The sequence below is a fragment of the uncultured Microbacterium sp. genome (assembly GCF_937927635.1).
Lineage (GTDB): Bacteria > Actinomycetota > Actinomycetes > Actinomycetales > Microbacteriaceae > Microbacterium.
On sequence record NZ_CALBRW010000011.1, the window covers coordinates 96,722 to 114,457 of the forward strand.

At 70.4% G+C, this 17,736-nt stretch carries 16 protein-coding genes; 14 read left to right on the forward strand and 2 right to left on the reverse strand.

The features are described 5' to 3' along the window. The first annotated feature begins 11 nt into the window (after positions 1-11). The 14 genes from pheS to Q0568_RS03230 all read left to right on the forward strand — a co-directional run bounded on the left by pheS (position 12) and on the right by Q0568_RS03230 (position 15,701). Positions 12-1,061, forward strand: coding sequence for a phenylalanine--tRNA ligase subunit alpha (pheS, locus tag Q0568_RS03165; protein ID WP_298862121.1), 1,050 nt, complete (start codon positions 12-14; stop codon positions 1,059-1,061). Next, the gene (gene pheT, locus Q0568_RS03170) at positions 1,061-3,565 is read left to right on the forward strand and encodes a phenylalanine--tRNA ligase subunit beta (protein WP_298862123.1); all 2,505 of its coding nucleotides are present in this window, start codon (positions 1,061-1,063) and stop codon (positions 3,563-3,565) included. The genes pheS and pheT overlap by 1 nt, the downstream gene beginning before the upstream one ends. A gap of 118 nt (positions 3,566-3,683) precedes the next feature. Beyond that, a complete protein-coding gene (locus tag Q0568_RS03175) occupies positions 3,684-4,112 on the forward strand; it encodes a cupin domain-containing protein (protein ID WP_298862127.1) in 429 nt (142 codons plus the stop codon). A 61-nt stretch (positions 4,113-4,173) separates the two neighbouring features. Then, positions 4,174-5,148 carry an NAD-dependent epimerase/dehydratase family protein gene (locus Q0568_RS03180; protein WP_366941328.1) on the forward strand — a complete coding sequence of 325 codons (975 nt, stop codon included), beginning with the start codon at positions 4,174-4,176 and terminating at the stop codon, positions 5,146-5,148. Between the two features lie 267 nt (positions 5,149-5,415). Further along, positions 5,416-6,468 (forward strand): N-acetyl-gamma-glutamyl-phosphate reductase, encoded by a 1,053-nt coding sequence (argC, locus tag Q0568_RS03185; RefSeq protein WP_298862130.1) that lies wholly within the window; start codon positions 5,416-5,418, stop codon positions 6,466-6,468. After that, a complete protein-coding gene (gene argJ, locus Q0568_RS03190; RefSeq protein ID WP_298862132.1) occupies positions 6,465-7,622 on the forward strand; it encodes a bifunctional glutamate N-acetyltransferase/amino-acid acetyltransferase ArgJ in 1,158 nt (385 codons plus the stop codon). The genes argC and argJ overlap by 4 nt, the downstream gene beginning before the upstream one ends. Further along, on the forward strand, positions 7,619-8,518 hold the full coding sequence (gene argB, locus Q0568_RS03195; protein WP_298862134.1) for an acetylglutamate kinase: 900 nt from the start codon (positions 7,619-7,621) through the stop codon (positions 8,516-8,518). The genes argJ and argB overlap by 4 nt, the downstream gene beginning before the upstream one ends. Continuing rightward, complete coding sequence (locus tag Q0568_RS03200; protein ID WP_298862136.1) at positions 8,515-9,723, forward strand: acetylornithine transaminase; 1,209 nt, start codon at positions 8,515-8,517, stop codon at positions 9,721-9,723. The genes argB and Q0568_RS03200 overlap by 4 nt, the downstream gene beginning before the upstream one ends. Then, entirely contained in the window at positions 9,720-10,655 is a 936-nt protein-coding gene (argF, locus tag Q0568_RS03205) for an ornithine carbamoyltransferase (RefSeq protein WP_298862138.1), read from the forward strand. The genes Q0568_RS03200 and argF overlap by 4 nt, the downstream gene beginning before the upstream one ends. Further along, on the forward strand, positions 10,652-12,076 hold the full coding sequence (argH, locus tag Q0568_RS03210; RefSeq protein ID WP_298862140.1) for an argininosuccinate lyase: 1,425 nt from the start codon (positions 10,652-10,654) through the stop codon (positions 12,074-12,076). The genes argF and argH overlap by 4 nt, the downstream gene beginning before the upstream one ends. 73 nt (positions 12,077-12,149) lie before the next feature. Continuing rightward, positions 12,150-12,794, forward strand: coding sequence for a SatD family protein (locus tag Q0568_RS03215; protein WP_298862142.1), 645 nt, complete (start codon positions 12,150-12,152; stop codon positions 12,792-12,794). Then, a complete protein-coding gene (locus Q0568_RS03220) occupies positions 12,791-13,540 on the forward strand; it encodes a hypothetical protein (protein ID WP_298862143.1) in 750 nt (249 codons plus the stop codon). The genes Q0568_RS03215 and Q0568_RS03220 overlap by 4 nt, the downstream gene beginning before the upstream one ends. Before the next feature lie 28 nt (positions 13,541-13,568). Further along, entirely contained in the window at positions 13,569-14,870 is a 1,302-nt protein-coding gene (gene tyrS, locus Q0568_RS03225) for a tyrosine--tRNA ligase (RefSeq protein ID WP_298862144.1), read from the forward strand. A gap of 3 nt (positions 14,871-14,873) precedes the next feature. Beyond that, positions 14,874-15,701 (forward strand): DUF4184 family protein, encoded by an 828-nt coding sequence (locus Q0568_RS03230; RefSeq protein WP_298862147.1) that lies wholly within the window; start codon positions 14,874-14,876, stop codon positions 15,699-15,701. Positions 15,702-15,733: 32 nt separating this feature from the next. Here Q0568_RS03230 and Q0568_RS03235 read toward each other — a convergent pair whose 3' ends face one another. Together Q0568_RS03235 and Q0568_RS03240 are read right to left on the reverse strand one after the other, a co-directional pair. Continuing rightward, a complete protein-coding gene (locus Q0568_RS03235) occupies positions 15,734-16,801 on the reverse strand; it encodes a CoA transferase (protein ID WP_298862149.1) in 1,068 nt (355 codons plus the stop codon). A gap of 173 nt (positions 16,802-16,974) precedes the next feature. Then, entirely contained in the window at positions 16,975-17,391 is a 417-nt protein-coding gene (locus Q0568_RS03240; RefSeq protein WP_298862151.1) for a hypothetical protein, read from the reverse strand. Positions 17,392-17,736 lie beyond the last annotated feature (345 nt).

The following is a 17,736-nucleotide window of genomic DNA, read 5'->3' on the forward strand; positions in this document are numbered from 1 at the left end:
ACTCTGTACTCGTGTCCGACACTCCCGAAACCCCCCAGATCACGCCAGAGGCGGTGGAATCCGCCGTCGCCGCCGCACTGGAAGCGATCGGCGCGGCATCCGACACCGCCGAGCTGAAGGCCGCGCGCGCCGCGCACGTCGCGGAGGGCTCGCCCCTCGCCGTGCTGAACGCGTCGATGCGACAGGTCGCCCCCGAGCACAAGGCCGCTTTCGGCAAGCTCATCGGGCAGGGTCGCGGCCGCGTCACGCAGGCGCTCGCCGCCAAGGAGGCCGAGCTGGCCGAGGCCGAGACCGCCGCGCGGCTCGAGGCCGAGCGCGTGGACATCACGGCCTTCGCCTCGCGCACGCGCGTCGGGGCACGGCATCCGCTTTCCGTCATGCAGGAGCAGATCAGCGACATCTTCGTGGGCATGGGCTGGGAGATCGCGGAGGGTCCCGAGCTTGAGCACGAGTGGTTCAACTTCGACGCCCTGAACTTCGATGAGGATCACCCGGCCCGCCAGGAGCAGGACACGTTCTACGTCGCGCCCTCCTCGCGCCATCTCGTCATGCGCACGCACACCAGCCCCGTGCAGGTGCGCTCCATGCTCGACCGCGAGGTGCCCATCTACGTGCTGTGCCCGGGCCGGGTTTACCGCACCGACGAGTTCGACGCCACGCACCTGCCGGTGTTCACCCAGTTCGAGGGGCTGGTCGTCGACAAGGGCATCACTATGGCGCACCTGAAGGGCACGCTGGACCACGTCGCCCGGCAGATGTTCGGTCCCGAGGCGAAGACCCGGTTCCGCACCAACTACTTCCCGTTCACCGAGCCCTCCGCGGAGCTCGACCTGTGGCACCCCACCTTCAAGGGCGGTGCGCGCTGGATCGAGTGGGGCGGATGCGGCATGGTCAACCCCAACGTGCTGCGCGCGGCGGGGATCGACCCCGAGGTGTACAGCGGCTTCGCGTTCGGCATGGGCGTCGAGCGCGCCCTGATGTTCCGCAGCGACGTCAAGGACATGCGCGACATGGCCGAGGGCGATATCCGATTCAGCGAGCAGTTCGGGATGGTGGTGTGATGCGCGTTCCGATCTCCTGGCTTCGCGAGTACGTCGAGGTCGCAGAGGACGTCACGCCGGAGGATGTGCTGGCGTCGTTCGTGTCGGTCGGCTTCGAGGAGGAGGACGTCCACCGCTTCGAGATCTCGGGACCGGTCGTCGTCGGGCGGGTGCTCGAGTTCGTCCCCGAGCCGCAGAAGAACGGCAAGACCATCAACTGGTGCCAGGTGGACGTCGGCGAGGCGAACGGCGGCATCCGCGGCATCGTCTGCGGCGCGCACAACTTCGCAGTCGGTGACAAGGTCGTCGTGACTCTGCCCGGAGCCGTGCTGCCCGGGCCGTTCCCGATCGCCGCGCGCAAGACCTACGGCCACGTCTCCGACGGCATGATCGCCTCGGCGCGCGAGCTGGGCCTGGGCGACGAGCACGACGGCATCATCGTGCTGTCGACGCTGGGGCTGGATCCCGAGGTGGGATCGGATGCCATCGAGCTGCTGCACCTGAACGACTTCGCCGTCGACATCAACGTCACGCCCGACCGCGGTTACGCGTTCTCGCTGCGCGGCGCCGCCCGCGAGTACTCGCACGCCACCGGCGGCGTCTTCCACGACCCCGCCGAGCGCGATTTCGCCGAGCTGCAGCCGGGCACTGGGTTCTCGGTCACGGTCGACGACCGCAGTCCGATCCGCGGCAACGTGGGCGCCCGCGAGTTCGTCGCGCGCGTGGTGCGGAACGTCGACCCGTCGCGCCCGACCCCGCCGTGGATGATCGCGCGGCTGGTGCTGGCCGGGATGCGCTCGCTGGGCGTGCTGATCGACATCACCAACTACGTGATGCTCGAGCTCGGCAACCCCGTGCACGGCTACGATCTCGACAAGCTGCAGGGCGGCATCACCGTGCGCCGTGCCGCCGAGGGCGAGCACATGACCACGCTCGACGGCCAGGACCGCGCACTGCACAGCGAGGATCTGCTGATCACCGACGAGTCCGGCCCCATCGGCCTGGCAGGGGTGATGGGCGGCGGTACCACCGAGATGTCGTCCACCACGCGCAACGTGCTGATCGAGGCGGCGACATTCGACCCGGTGACCATCGCGCGCTCGGCCCGCCGGCACAAGCTGCCCAGCGAGGCGTCCAAGCGCTTCGAGCGCGGCGTCGACCCGCTGATCCCGTTCGTGGCGGCCCGTCGCGTGGCAGACCTGATGGTGGAGCTGGCCGGCGGCGAGCTCACCGACGAGGGCGGCGCGCTGTTCTCCGAGGTGGAGATCGCCGGCATCGATCTGCCTCGTGGCTTCACGCAGGGCGTGATCGGCGTCGACTACACCGACCACGAGGTCACCGGCGCGCTGCAGATGATCGGCGCGGAGGTCACGGCGACGGATGCCGGATGGTTCGTCATCCCGCCGAGCTGGCGACCCGACCTCACCGACAAGTGGACGCTCACCGAGGAGGTCGCCCGCATCCACGGGCTGGACCGCATCCCGTCGGTGCTGCCGACCCCGCCGTCCGGCCGCGGCTACACGCCGCTGCAGCAGGGCCGCAAGCGCGTGGCCGACGCCCTGGCTGCCGCGGGTCTGGTGGAGACCATCGCCTTCCCGTTCACGAGCGAGGAGCAGAACGACCTGCACGGCTCCGCGTCCGGTGAGCACGTGCCCAGCATCCGCCTGGCCAACGCACTCGACGGTCAGGTGCCGTACCTGCGGCGCTCGCTGCTGCCTGGACTGCTGCAGACCGCGCACCGCAACATCGCCCGCGGTCTGGTGGACCTCTCGATCTTCGAGACCGGCGTCGTGTTCCTGCCCGAGGAGGGCGTGACCTACGGCACCGATTTCGTTCCGCCGCTGGCGCAGCGCCCGAGCGACGAGGTGCTCGCACAGCTGAATGCGTCGATCCCGCCGCAGGCGCGGCACATCGCGGCCCTGCTGACCGGGCACATCACGCCCCGCCAGCCCGGGCATGCCGCGGTGAACGCCGGCCTGGGCGACGCCCTGGACGCCGTGCGCGTGATCGCGGTCGCGGCGGGCGTGGACATCGAGGTGACGCAGACGCAGCGCGCGGCGCTGCACCCGGGACGGGCGGGCTCGCTGACCGTGGCCGGCGAGGAGATCGGGTACGTCGGCGAGCTGCACCCGCAGGTGTCGGCGGATGCCGATCTGCCGGGCCGCGCCGTCGTGCTGGAGCTGGATCTGGACCGCGTGCTGACCCTCGCGGGCGAGCGTGTGACGGTGGCCTCGCTGTCGACCTTCCCCGCCGCCACGCAGGACGTCTCGCTGGTCGTGGCCGTCGAGGTGCCCGCTGCCGACGTGCGCGCCGCACTCATCGACGGCGCGGGCGACCTGCTGGAGTCCGCGACGCTCGTCGACGACTACCGCGGCGAGGGTCTGGATGCCGGGCTGAAGAGCCTCAGCTTCGCGCTGCGCTTCCGGGCATCCGACCGCACGCTCACCGCCGCAGAGGCGACCGACGCGAAACTTGCCGGCGTGGCCGTGGCTGCCGAGCGCTACAGCGCGCACATCCGCGACTGACCTCTCCGCCGAGACCCCTCCCGGCCGCCGAGACCCCTCATGGGCGACGCGGCTGCGGAGGGGTCTCGACGCTGCGGAGGGGTTTCGGCAGCTGGGGTGCGTGCGTACGCTCGGGATCATGAGCGACTATCAGGTGACGCAGGTCGGGGCGCTGGATCAATGGCGGGACTTCTACGGCGGGTTCGCGCCGGCGACCTCCCGGGATGGTCGGCGCGTGGTCGACCACGAGCTGAGCATGCAGTACATCGGCATGACGGCCAACGCCCTGAAGCCCGGCGAGGAGGCCGGCTACTGGCACACGCACTCTCGCATGGAGGAGCTGTACGTGTTCCTCGAGGGGCACGGGCAGATGGGGCTCGACGACGAGGTGGTCGACGTGCACGCCGGCACCGTCGTGCGGGTCGGGCAGGGCGTGTGGCGCACCTGGCGCGCGCACCCCGACGGCGACGGCGAGCTGCGCTGGCTGTGCATCCGCGCCGGCGGCGAGCCGCTGCCGCACAATCCCGACGACGGCACCCGCGACACCGAGCGGCCGATGCCGTGGTGAACGCAGTCATCTGATCAGCTGAGAGCGGAAGCCCTTCCGATCCGCGTCGTGACCTGTTGTCATGGTCGACATGACGGACGTGCTGGTGCTGGGCGGAACAGGATGGCTCTCGGAGCGGATCGCGCTGCACTGGCGGGATGCCGGTGCGCGCGTCACGTGCCTGGCCCGCGGTGGCAGGCCGTCGCCGGACGGCACCGTGCTGCTGCGGGGAGACCGCGATGATCCCGACGTCTACGAGCAGTTGCGCGCGCAGCACTGGGATGAGGTGGTGGATGTCTCCCGACACGCGAAGCAGGTGCGTGGGGCCGTCGCCGCGCTCGGCGAGCGCACGGACCACTTCACGTTCGTCTCGTCGGTGTCGGTCTACGCCGATGAGACGACGCTCGCGCAGGACGAGTCCGCACCTCTGCACGAGCCCGCGCAGGACGGCGACGAGTACGAGTACGCCGCACAGAAGGTCGCCGCTGAGCAGGCCGTGCGGATGCTGGGGGAGCAGGCGTTCATCGTTCGTCCGGGCCTCATCGTCGGCGCCGGCGACCCCAGCGACAGGTTCGGCTACTGGGCTGCGGCGTTCGCACGGGCGGGCTCCGAGCCGGTGCTGACACCCATCGCCGAGGGGCGCTTCGTGCAGATCATCGACGTCGACGACCTCGCGGCGTACGTCACCGCCGAGCTGCGGCACGGCACGGTCAACGCCACCGGCGACGTGCGGGCGTTCGCCGACGTCATCGCCGCGGTCCGCGCGGCTGCGGGGCACACCGGCGAGATCGTCGAGGTGGACGACGACTGGCTCGTGCAGCAGGGCGTGCAGTACTGGATGGGGGAGCGGTCGCTGCCGCTGTGGGTGCCCGACGACATGCCGGGCTTCATGCGCCGCGAGAACGACGCGTACCGGGCATCCGGTGGCTCGTTCACGCCGTTGGACGCGACCGTCCGCGCGGTGCTCGACGACGAGCGCGCCCGCGGCCTGGACCGGGAGCGCGGCGCGGGCCTGCGCCGCGCGGACGAACTCGAACTGCTCGCGCGGCTGGCCTGAGCACGCCGCTCATGTGACGGGTCGGATTTGCGGATGCCGGCGGCAGGGCGCTACTGTCGCGTCATGTCCTCGGCCGCATCTCTCCCGCTCACTCTGAGCGCTTCCGTGCGCCGACGCCGCGACGGCCGCCGACTCTAGGCGACCCCGCGCAGCCCGTTCCGTCCCTGGTTCGAGGCCGGAGTGGGAGTCGCCGCCCCGGTCCTTCTCAGGCTCAGGGACCCATGACTCACATGGGGCCGGGAGCACCTCGACCGTTAAGGTAGAACCATGACGTACTCCGTCGCCGTCTCCGGCGCATCAGGCTATGCGGGAGGCGAGATCCTGCGGCTCCTCGCGGCGCATCCCGACATCGAGATCCGCACCGTCACCGCGCACTCCAACGCGGGACAGCCGCTGGTCGACCACCAGCCGCACCTGCGCTCGCTCGCGCACCTGACCCTGCAGGACACCACCCCCGAGACCCTCGCCGGGCATGACATCGTCTTCCTCGCGCTGCCGCACGGCCAGTCCGGGCAGTACACCGACGCGCTGGGCGGCGTGCCGCTGGTCATCGACGCCGGCGCCGACCATCGCCTCACGTCTGAGGAATCCTGGGACGCCTTCTACGGCGGCGACTTCCACGAGCCGTGGACCTACGGCGTGCCCGAGCTCATCGTGAACGGCGTCAAGCAGCGCGAGAACCTGCGCGGCGCGACCCGCATCGCGGCCCCCGGCTGCAACGCCTCCACCGTGAGTCTCAGCCTGGCACCGGGCGTGGCCGCCGGCGTCATCAACCCGTCCGACATCGTCAGCGTGCTGGCCGTCGGGCCCTCGGGAGCGGGCAAGAGCCTGAAGCCGCACCTGCTGGGCAGCGAGCTGCTGGGCACCGCCAACCCCTACGCGGTGGGCGGCACGCATCGGCACATCCCCGAGATCCGGCAGGCGCTCGCCGCGGCCGCGGGCACAGGCCTCGACGGCATCCGCGTCTCGTTCACGCCCGTCATCGTGCCGATGTCGCGCGGCATCCTCGCCACCTCCTCGGCCCCCATCGCCGCAGGCGCCACCGACGCGCAGATCCGCGACGCCTGGGAGTCCGCCTACTCCGGGGAGACCTTCGTGCAGCTGCTGCCCGAAGGACGCTTCCCCCGCACGGCCGACGTGCTGGGCGCCAACACGGCCCTGATGGGCCTGGCCATCGATCGCGCGGCGAACCGCGTGATCGTGGTGACCGCGGTCGACAATCTCGTCAAGGGGACCGCCGGCGCCGCCGTGCAGTCCATGAACCTCGCGCTGGACCTCCCCGAGGACCGCGCCCTCACAGTGAACGGAGTCGCGCCGTGACCGTCACCGCGCCCCAGGGATTCGAAGCAGCAGGAGTCGCGGTAGGACTCAAGACCACCGGGAAGCCCGACGTGGCGGTGGTCGTCAACCGCGGTCCCCGCAAGGTCGGCGCGGCGGTGTTCACCAGCAACCGGGCCAAGGCCAACCCCATCATGTGGTCGCAGCAGGTCATCGCCGACCACACGGTCGAGGCCATCGTGCTCAACTCCGGCGGGGCCAACTGCTTCACCGGCTCGTTCGGGTTCCAGACCACGCACCAGACCGCCGAGAGGGCCGCCGAGCTGCTGGGCGTCAGCGCCGCCGACATCCTGGTGTGCTCCACCGGCCTGATCGGCAGCGGGGATGAGGTCTTCCGCGGCAAGGTGCTGGACGGCGTCGAGAAGGGCATCGCGAGCCTCAGCGCCGACGGCGGCCAGATCGCAGCCGAGGCCATCATGACCACGGACACGGTCTCGAAGACCGCCGTGGTCAGCCAGGACGGCTGGACCATCGGCGCCATGGCCAAGGGCGCGGGCATGCTCGCGCCGGGCCTCGCCACCATGCTGGTCGTCATCACGACGGATGCCGATCTCGACGCCGCGGAGGCGGATGCCGCGCTGCGCGCCGCCACGAACGTGAGCTTCGACCGGCTCGACTCCGACGGCTGCATGTCCACCAACGACCAGGTCTCCCTGCTGGTCAGCGGCGCGAGCGGCATCCGCCCGGATCTGGACGCCTTCACCGCCGCGCTCAAGGGCCTGTGCGGAGAACTGGCCAAGAAGCTGCAGGGGGATGCCGAGGGCGCCAGCCACGACATCACCATCGAGGTCGCGCACGCCGCCACCGAGGCGGAGGCCGTGGAGGTGGGTCGCTCGGTGGCCCGCAACAACCTGTTCAAGGCCGCCATCTTCGGCAACGACCCGAACTGGGGGCGGGTGCTGGCCGCCATCGGCACCACCAGTGCGCAGTTCGACCCCTACGACGTGGACGTGCTCATGAACGGCGTGCGGGTGTGCACCGCCGGCGGACCCGACCGTCCGCGGGAAGAGGTCGACCTCACCCCGCGCGCCACGCACCTGCTCATCGACCTGAAGGTCGGCGACGCCACCGCGACCATCCTCACCAACGACCTCACGCACGACTACGTGCACGAGAACAGCGCGTACGCCTCATGACGGATCTTCAGGAGACCGCACCCGAGGAGGCCGCCTACAAGGCGGCCACCCTCATCGAGTCGCTGCCGTGGCTGAAGAGGTTCCGCGACCAGATCGTCGTGGTCAAGTTCGGCGGCAACGCCATGGTCTCGGATGAGCTGCAGAACGCGTTCGCGCAGGACATCGCCTACCTGCGCTACGTGGGCGTGCAGCCCGTGGTCGTGCACGGCGGCGGCCCGCAGATCTCCACCATGCTCGACAGGCTCGACATCCCCAGCGAGTTCAAGGGCGGCTACCGGGTCACCAACACCGAGGCCATCAGCGTCGTGCGGATGGTGCTCACCGGTCAGGTCAACCCGCAGCTGGTCGGACGGATCAACTCGCACGGCCCCATCGCGACGGGCCTGTCCGGCGAGGACGCCGGGCTCTTCGGCGGACGTCGCCGGGGCGTCGTCATCGACGGCGAGGAGGTGGACCTGGGGCGCGTCGGCGACGTCGTGCAGGTGGATCCCACCCCCGTGCTGGATCACCTGGCGGCCGGCCGCATCCCCGTGGTCTCCTCCATCGCGCCCGATCTGGATCACCCCGGTCAGTCGCTGAACGTCAACGCGGACGCCGCGGCATCAGCCCTGGCCGTCGCGCTGAATGCGCGCAAGCTGGTCATCCTCACCGACGTCCCCGGCCTGTACGCCGACTGGCCTAACCGCGACTCCCTGGTCTCGCACCTCACCGCCCACGCGCTCACGCAGATGCTGCCGTCGCTGGAGTCGGGGATGATCCCGAAGATGCGCGCCTGCCTGGATGCCGTCCAGGGCGGCGTGGACGCCGCCGCCATCATCGACGGACGGGTGCCGCACTCGGTGCTCGTCGAACTGTTCACCAGCAAGGGAATCGGCACGGAAGTGGTCGCACAATGACGGACTGGAACGACGACGCAGCACGCGATCTGATGAGCCTGGGCGGGCGCCTCGCGCTGCTCACGCACGGCGAGGGGTCGTGGGTGTGGGATGCCGATGAGAAGCGCTACCTGGACTTCCTCGGCGGCATCGCCGTGAACTGCCTCGGGCACGCGCATCCGGTGTTCGTGGAGGCGGTCTCGAAGCAGGCCGCGACCCTCACGCACGTCTCGAACTACTTCGCCAGCCCCGGCCAGCTCGAGCTGGCGTCGCGGCTCAAGCGCCTGGCGGGCACGGGGGAGTCGGGTCGGGTGTTCCTGGCCAACTCCGGCACCGAGGCCAACGAGATGGCCATCAAGCTCGCCCGTCTGCACGGAAACCCGACGGGCCGCACGAAGATCCTGGTGGTCGAGGGCGCGTTCCACGGCCGCACCATGGGCACGCTGTCGCTGACGCCCAAGGCCAAGTACCGCGACCCGTTCCTGCCCGCTGTGCCCGACGTGATCACCGTGCCGCGCACTCTCGAGGGCCTGGAGGCGGCATTCGCCGCCGGGGGAGTGGCGGCCATGATCGTCGAGCCCATCCAGGGCGAGGCCGGCGTCGTCGAGCTGCCCAAGGGGTTCCTTGCCCGTGCCAGGGAGCTGACAGCGCAGCACGACGCGCTGCTGATCCTCGACGAGGTGCAGACCGGCTCAGGACGCACCGGCATCTGGTTCGCGTTCCAGCGGTTCGGGATCACGCCGGATGCCGTCACGCTCGCCAAGAGCATCGGCGCGGGCTTCCCGCTCGGCGCGCTCATCACGTTCGGAGCAGCCAGCGACCTGTTCTACCCGGGCACCCACAATTCGACGTTCGGCGGCAACCCGCTGGCATCCGCAGCGGCCAACGCCACCCTCGGCTACATCGAGGAGAACGATCTGCTGGCCAACGTCAACGCCCGCGGCGGGCAGCTGCGCGAGGGCGTGGAGGGCCTGCCGCTGGTGGCGGGCACTCGCGGGGAGGGGCTGCTGATCGGCATCCTCCTGACCGAGCCCGTCGCCGCAGAGGTGAGGGCGGCCGCCCACGAACGCGGTCTGATCATCAACGCCCCGACCGACGACGTCATCCGCATCGCCCCCGCCTACACGATCGGCGATGCCGAGGTGGCGGAGTTCCTCACCCTGTTCGCGGCGGCGCTCGACGCCGTCGCAGCATCCGCACCCGAGACCATGGAGACCCCCGCATGACCCGCCACCTGCTTCGCGATGACGACCTGACCCCCGCCGAGCAGAACGAGATCCTCGACCTCGCGGTGGAGCTGAAGAAGGACCGCTGGGCGGACAAGACCCTCGCCGGCCCCCAGTCCGTCGCCGTCATCTTCGACAAGTCCTCCACCCGGACCCGGGTCTCCTTCCATGTCGGCATCTCCGACCTGGGTGGATCACCGCTGATCATCTCCACCGCCAACAGCCAGCTCGGCGGCAAGGAGACGCCCGCCGACACGGCTCGCGTGCTGGAGCGCCAGGTGGCCGCCATCGTGTGGCGCACCTACGCGCAGGCGGGGCTCGAGGAGATGGCCCGCGGCACGCGCGTGCCGGTCATCAACGCGCTCTCCGACGACTTCCACCCGTGCCAGCTGCTGGCCGACCTGCTCACGATCCGCGAGCACAAGGGGACGCTGGCGGGCCTGACGCTGACGTTCTTCGGCGACGGCCGCAGCAACATGGCGCACTCCTACCTGCTGGCCGGTGTCACGGCGGGCATGCACGTGCGCGTCGCCGCACCCGACGAGTACTCGCCGCGGCGCGACGTGGTCGCCGACGCCGAGAAGCGCGCGGCGGAGACCGGCGGTTCGGTCACCCTGCTCACCGACCCCCGTGAGGCGGCGCTGGGCGCCGACGTCATCGTCACCGACACCTGGGTCTCGATGGGCAAGGAGGAGGAGAAGATCGAGCGGCTGCGCCACCTGGGCGGCTACAAGGTCACCACCGAGATCATGGCGCTCGCCGACCCCGAGGCCATCTTCATCCACTGCCTGCCCGCCGATCGCGGCTACGAGGTGGACTCCGAGGTCATCGACGGCCCGCAGAGCGTGGTCTGGGACGAGGCCGAGAACCGGCTGCACGCGCAGAAGGCGCTGCTGGTCTGGCTGCTGGGCAAGCAGGAGAAGGCTGCGTGACCGAGAAGCACGGCACCAATGAGGGTGCGCTCTGGGGCGCCCGCTTCGCTGGAGGGCCCTCGCCGGAGCTGGCGGAACTGAGCCGCTCCACGCAGTTCGACTGGATCCTCGCCCCCTACGACCTGGCGGGCTCGCACGCGCATGCGAAGGCGCTCGAGGCCGCCGGCTACCTGGATGCCGAGCAGGCCCGCATCATGCACGCGGGACTCGATGCGCTGGCATCCCGGATCGCCGACGGCACCCTGCTGCCCGACCCGGGCGACGAGGATGTGCACGGCGCGCTGGAGAAGGCGCTCATCGCCGAGGTCGGGGCGGATGTCGGCGGACGCCTGCGCGCGGGCCGCAGCCGCAACGACCAGATCGCGACCCTGGTGCGGATGTACCTCATCGACCACGCCAGGGTCATCGCCCGCGAGCTGGTGCGCGTCATCGACGCGCTGGTCGCGCAGGCCGAGGCGCATCAGGAGGCCATCCTGCCGGGCCGCACGCACATGCAGCATGCCCAGCCCGTGCTGCTCGCCCACCACCTGCAGGCGCACGCCTGGCCGCTGGTGCGCGAGCTGGAGCGGCTGGTCGACTGGCGCCGCCGCGCAGGCGTCTCGCCCTACGGCGGGGGAGCACTGGCGGGCTCCACGCTCGGACTCGACCCGGCGCTGGTGGCCCGCGAACTGGGGCTGGACCGCCCCTCGGAGAACTCTCTCGACGGCACGGCGGCCCGTGACGTGGTGGCGGAGTTCGCCTTCATCGCCGCGATGACCGGCATCGACCTGTCGCGCCTTTCCGAGGAGATCATCCTCTGGAACACCCGCGAGTTCGGCTACGTCACCCTCGACGACGCGTACTCGACGGGCTCCAGCATCATGCCGCAGAAGAAGAACCCCGACATCGCCGAGCTCACGCGCGGCAAGTCAGGTCGCCTGATCGGCAACCTCACCGGACTGCTGGCCACGCTCAAAGGCCTGCCGCTGGCATACAACCGCGACCTGCAGGAGGACAAGGAGCCGGTCTTCGACTCGGTCCAGACCCTCGAGGTCGTGCTGCCCGCGTTCGCGGGCATGATAGCCACGCTGCGCTTCGACACCGCGCGGATGGCGGAGCTGGCACCGCAGGGCTTCTCGCTGGCCACGGACGTCGCCGAGTGGCTGGTGAAGCAGCGGGTGCCGTTCCGTGATGCGCACGAGATCTCGGGTTCGCTGGTGCGTGCCTGCGAGGAGCGCGGGATCGGGCTGGAGGATGCCGACGACGAGCTGCTGAGCTCGGTCTCTGAGCACCTGACGCCGGCGGTGCGCGAGGTGCTCTCCATCGAGGGCTCCGTCGCGTCGCGCTCGGGTGTCGGCGGGACAGCACCGGTGCGCGTGCGGGAGCAGCGCGCGGAGCTGGTGGAGCGCACGCAGGCCGCTGCCCGGGCGCTGGGGCTGTGACACCGCAGGGGCATATTCTCGATTTATAACCGATAGAGTTATTTACTCGGATAATTCGTGATACGGTTATCGCATGGTGGTGGCAGTGATCGCGGACATCGTCGGCTCGCGTCGGCTTCCGGATCGGTCTGAAGCCCAGCGGCTGTTCGATGAGACGATCGCGCGGGTGGACGGCGAGCATCCGCTGGCCGAGCGCGGTCTGCGACCCACCGTCGGGGATGAGCAGCAGGGCGTCTACCGCGCGCTCGAGGACGCACTGGCCTCGCTGCTGCTGCTGCAGCTGGCGCTGCCCGACGGCATCGAGTTCCGGTTCGGCGTGGGAATCGGGCAGATCCATCCCGTCGAGTCCGAGCATCGCAGCCTCTCCGACGGCCCCGGCTGGTGGGCGGCGCGCGAGGCGATCGAGATCGCGCACGAGCGCCAGCAGCGCGCCGTGCCGAGCTCCCGCACCTGGATCGTCGGTGCCCCCGGTCAGACTGAGGTGATGGACGCCGAGATCGCCGTATCCAACATGTACCTGCTGGCCCGGGATGCGATCGTCACGCGCATGAGCGGGCGCGAGCGGAGGCTCGCCTACGGCCGGTTCAGCGGGCTCTCCCAGCGGGCGCTCGCCGAGCAGGAGGGCATCACGCAGCCCGCGGTCTCGAAGGCGCTGCACGCCTCGGGCGCGACCGCGCTGCTGGACGGACTGACGATGCTGATGGGCGGAGCGCGATGATCCTCGCAGGTCTCGCGCTGACCGGCATCGGGGCATCCGATCTGGTCCGACGCTTCGTGCCGCGCAGGGCGGTGCGGATCCTCGTGATCGTCCTGATCCTCGCGGTGCTGGTCGTGACGGGCGGCTTCTCCGATGCACTCATCCCCGCGCTCGTCGCAGTGGTCCTCGGCTGCGGGTGGCTCTGGTCGATGCCGCTGGACGCCAGGGCGCGGGCCTCGTTCTGGCCCGCAGTCCTGCTGGCCGGCGTCGTCTTCGCGACCACCGCGCTGATGCCGGCGCGGGCGCATCCCGGGATCATCGGCGAGATGTGGCATCTGCCCTCGCCCGTCGGCCGCATCGGGTTCGACGTCGCCGTCCTCGCGCTGGGCGTCGTGCTGTTCGTCACGGAATCCGCCAACGCCGTGGTGCGCGCCGCCCTCGACCGCGAGGGCACCTGGCGTCCCGCCGACCTCGGCGGATCGCTGCGCGGCGGACGGCTCCGTCAGCCGCAGCCTCCCGCGACGGGCTTCCAGGGCGGGCGGCTCATCGGCCCGCTGGAGCGTCTTCTCGTGGTCGCGCTGACACTGGCATCCGCGTACTCGCTGCTGGCGGCGATGCTGGCTGCGAAGGGCATCGTCCGGTTCCCGGAGATCTCCAAGGACGGCGAGACCGGGGCGCGCGCGGAGTACTTCCTGGTCGGCAGCCTGGTGAGTTGGGTGATCGCCCTGGCCGGGGCGTTCCTGGTGTGGTGGGCGGCGCGCAGCTGAGCCGATTCCCGCTGATACCCTGGAGCGCGTGTCGAATACCGCTCTGACGACCGCCCCCGTGGCGCTCGATCCCACGTTCGAGAACGTGTGGGACGAGCTGCAGTGGCGCGGACTCGTCCACGTGTCCACCGATCAGGAGGCGCTGCGCGCCCTTCTCGCCGGGGACCCGATCACCTACTACTGCGGCTTCGACCCGACGGCGCCCAGCCTGCACCTGGGCAACCTCGTCCAGCTCCTGCTGCTGCGCCGCATCCAGCTGGCCGGCCACAAGCCCCTCGGCCTGGTCGGCGGTTCCACCGGGCTGATCGGCGACCCGCGGCCGACCGCCGAGCGCACACTGAACACCCGGGAGACCGTCGAGGAGTGGGTGGGCAAGCTGCGCGCGCAGGTGGAGCGCTTCCTCAGCTTCGAGGGCGAGAACGCCGCGCGCATGGTCAACAACCTGGACTGGACCGCGCCGCTCTCCGCCATCGACTTCCTGCGCGAGATCGGCAAGCACTACCGTGTGGGCACCATGCTGAAGAAGGATGCCGTCAGCGCGCGGCTGAATTCGGATGCCGGGATCAGCTACACCGAGTTCAGCTACCAGATCCTGCAGGGCATGGACTTCCTCGAGCTGTACCGACAGTACGGCTGCGTGATGCAGACCGGCGGCTCCGACCAGTGGGGCAACCTCACCAGCGGCACCGACCTCATCCACCGGGTGGAGGGCGTCTCCGCGCACGCCATCGGCACCCCGCTGATCACCAACAGCGACGGCACCAAGTTCGGCAAGAGCGAGGGCAACGCGATCTGGCTGGATGCCGATATGTGCAGCCCGTACCGGATGTACCAGTTCTGGCTCGGAACCGCGGATGCCGACGTCATCGAGCGCCTGAAGATCTTCACGTTCCTCACCAGGGCCGAGATCGAGGAGTACGCGACGCTGGTGGAGTCCGAGCCGTTCCGGCGCGCGGCCCAGAAGCGCCTGGCCCTCGAGGTCTGCACGACCGTGCACGGTGCCGAGGCCACCGCGGCCGTCATCGCGGCATCCGAGGCGCTGTTCGGCCAGGGCGACCTGACCGCGCTGGATGCGGCCACGCTGCGCACCGCACTGGAGGAGCTGCCCCATGCGACAGTCGCCGCGGGCACGCCGGTGACCGATGCTCTGGTGCAGACCGGGCTGGTCTCGAGCGTCTCCGAGGCTCGCCGCGCGATCTCGCAGGGCGGGGTCATGCTGGACGGGGAGCGGGTGTCGGATGACACCGCGGCCGTGCAGGGCTCGCTGCCCGGCGGGGTCTCGGTGCTGCGTCGTGGCAAGAAGACCCTCGCCGGCGTGCTCATCGGCTGAGCCGTGCCGTTCACGCCCAGCCACGCGGTCGTCGCTCTGCCGTTCGTCCGCACGCCGCTGGTGCCTGCGGCCATCGCCGTGGGCGCGATGACACCGGATCTGCCGCTGTTCCTGCGCGGCATCGGTCCGTCGTACGCGTTCACGCACTCGACGGCCAATGTCGTGTGGACGGCGCTGATCGCGCTGGTGCTGCTGGCGCTGTGGCGGATCGTGCTGCGCCCGGCGCTCGTGCAGCTGACGCCGGATGCCGTCGCCGCGAGGCTGCCGGATGCCTGGCGGCGCAGCGGCGGCGAGGCGGCTCGCGAGCTGCTCGCACCTCGCGATCGGCCGGGCGCCGGCTCGTTCCCGGTCCTGCTGCTGGTCGTGTCGCTGCTGCTGGGCGTTCTCACGCACATCGCGTGGGACCTGTTCACGCACGAGGGCCGCTGGGGCGTCGAGGCGATCCCCGCGCTGTGGGAGCAGTGGGGGCCGCTGCTCGGCTACAAATGGCTGCAGCACGGCTCGAGCGTGATCGGCCTGCTGATCCTCGCCGGGTACGCCGTGCGGTGGCTGCGCCGTCGAGGTGTCGTGCGTCGTCCACGGATGCAGCCGGCGTGGGTGCGCTGGGCGTGGTACCTGACGCTCCCGGCCTTCCTCATCGCCGGCTGGTTCATCGGGCTCGCGGCCTTCGGCCCACTGGGGGAGTCGCTCAGCCTGCAGCAGCTGGCGTACCGCACCCTGCCGCTGGCATCCGGGCTGTGGGGTGCGTTCACCGTGCTGTTCTGTGCGGTCATCGTGCTGCTGTCGCGGCGGACCGGCGCCGCGGAAGGCTCTCGTCCGGCCGCGCAGTGAGCCGGCGCCGGGAGCCGATGCGGTTAGGCGCGTCACCAGCTGGGCGGATCACAGCCCCAGACCCGTGGCGGAGCGAAGTGCGAAGGACTGCCGGGCCAGCTCACCGCCGGAACGACGGTCGTGATCGTCTGACCGCCCACCTCGAACGTCTGCGTCGGGGGATCCGACGGCGGGTCGCCGATCTCACCATGTCGTCTTGCGCGGGGCATCCCGAGCAGCTCGGCGGCGATCCGCCGCAGTGACGTGCGCACACTCCACGCGCCGCCCTCGCTCTCTCGACGCCGCAGCGCATCGGCGATCCCGGCGGCGAGCAGATAGCCCGCCGAATGGTCCAGTCCCTGCGCGGGAAGCGCGCCCGGTGTCTCGCCGCCATCAGGCGACTCGAGCCAGGCGATGCCGGATTCCGCCTGCACGAGGCTGTCGAAACCCCGGGGCGAATGCCGGCCTGGCCAGGCGGTCAGCTGTGCGGTCACCAGATGAGGATGACGTTCGCTCAGCTGCCGGGGCGAAAGGCCGAGTCGACTCATGCCGTCGGGGCGATAACCGAGCACGATCACATCGGCGGCGTCGAGCAGCCGCTCGAACTGTGCGGCTTCGGCGGCGATGTCGAGCAGCGCTGTGCGCTTGCCATGTCCGGTGTCCAGATGCTGCCAGGCGAACTCGGGGCGCTGGGGAGGATCGATCCGCAGCACGTCCGCACCGGCGAAAGCGAGAGTGCGTGTGGCGACAGGGCCCGCGATCACGCGGGTGAGATCAAGCACCCGCACGCTGTCGAGCGGGTGCGAAGCGTTCGCGTGGGGGAGCGGCCGCGGCGCGCTGTCGCCGACGCGCTCGACATCGACGATCGGATGCCGGCGCAGCTCGTCGTCCTTCGAAGGATCCGCCTGCCGCACGGGCACACAGAGCCCGCCGCTCGCGGTGATCGCGCTGACCGCATCGCTCACCGTCAGGATCTTGAGTCGGGCGCGGACTTCGTACGGCGTGCTGCCCGCTGGCAGGCCGAGTCCAGTGAGGAGGGCGGCGGCATGGTGCGCATAGTTGCCGTGCGTGCGCACCCAGCCGTCAGCGGTGTGCCAGAACCCGGACAGCGGCGCCCACACCTCGGGCTTCACGCCGTCGATCAGCAGGTGCCGATCGCTTCGGTATGCGGCGGCGATCAGGCGGGGATCAGGCGATGGCGAACCGCCGCCGGCGATGGCACGACCCGCGGTTACCACGCTGTCCCACGCAAGGGCGCCGAGAGGCAGGTGCGCCGGAAGGGGAACCGGGATGCTCATGACGGGCCGCTCCGTCCGAGCGCACGCCACGCCTGCACCCGCACGCGCTCATTCGGATCGTCCACCAGCGCGTCGACCGCACCATCCGGATCATCCAGCCGATGCGCCGCGATCACCTTCAGCGCCATCTCGCGCACACGCCACGCCTCGTCGCGCGTCGCATCCAGGACGATCTGCGGGCGATTCGCCCCGAGATGCAGCAGCGCCCGGGCTCCCCAGACCCGCACCCAGTACGCCGGCCAGCCGGGTGTGCCGCGCAGCCATGCGATGTCCGGGTAGCGCTGGTCCACGTCGCCGGCCCTGCCTGCGAGCAACTCCTCCGCCCACTCGATGACAGCGTCGCGGCCGAACACCCCGGCTGCGAGCAGCGCGCACTCGCGAGGCGAAAGCCGACGATCGGGGAGGGCATCCATCCTGGCGATCGTACGCTGTGCTGCGGCTGTCGTGAGGGAAATCGCTTCTGACCAGCACTGAAAGACTTCAGTTGACCGCACGACACGCCCGGGATGCGATCCTGATTTGCCCGATCTCGGGGACCCACGTAAATTATTACCTGTTCGCCCCACAGGGTAGAGCGGAAGGCCGGAAGGCCTGGCTCCCCTCAAGCGGTGAACAGCCCCTCTTTCTCTTCCACCGGCGGCAACGTTGGTGTAAGGTAGAGGTTCCGGCTCCGGCCTGGCTGGTCAACAGCCCCCGGTTGTCGGATAAGATTGTGAAGTTGCCCTTCGCGTCCTGCTTTTTTGGTGGGTGTGGGGGTG

Bases quoted from the DNA above. Each gene is read 5' to 3' on its own strand.
- Q0568_RS03175 (WP_298862127.1), top strand. From the start codon at position 3,684: ATGAGCGACTATCAGGTGACGCAGGTCGGGGCGCTGGATCAATGGCGG.
- pheT (WP_298862123.1), top strand. From the start codon at position 1,061: ATGCGCGTTCCGATCTCCTGGCTTCGCGAGTACGTCGAGGTCGCAGAG.
- argC (WP_298862130.1), top strand. From the start codon at position 5,416: ATGACGTACTCCGTCGCCGTCTCCGGCGCATCAGGCTATGCGGGAGGC.
- Q0568_RS03220 (WP_298862143.1), top strand. From the start codon at position 12,791: ATGATCCTCGCAGGTCTCGCGCTGACCGGCATCGGGGCATCCGATCTG.
- Q0568_RS03180 (WP_366941328.1), top strand. From the start codon at position 4,174: ATGGTCGACATGACGGACGTGCTGGTGCTGGGCGGAACAGGATGGCTC.
- Q0568_RS03240 (WP_298862151.1), bottom strand. From the start codon at position 17,391: ATGGATGCCCTCCCCGATCGTCGGCTTTCGCCTCGCGAGTGCGCGCTG.
- argF (WP_298862138.1), top strand. From the start codon at position 9,720: ATGACCCGCCACCTGCTTCGCGATGACGACCTGACCCCCGCCGAGCAG.
- Q0568_RS03215 (WP_298862142.1), top strand. From the start codon at position 12,150: ATGGTGGTGGCAGTGATCGCGGACATCGTCGGCTCGCGTCGGCTTCCG.
- argB (WP_298862134.1), top strand. From the start codon at position 7,619: ATGACGGATCTTCAGGAGACCGCACCCGAGGAGGCCGCCTACAAGGCG.
- Q0568_RS03200 (WP_298862136.1), top strand. From the start codon at position 8,515: ATGACGGACTGGAACGACGACGCAGCACGCGATCTGATGAGCCTGGGC.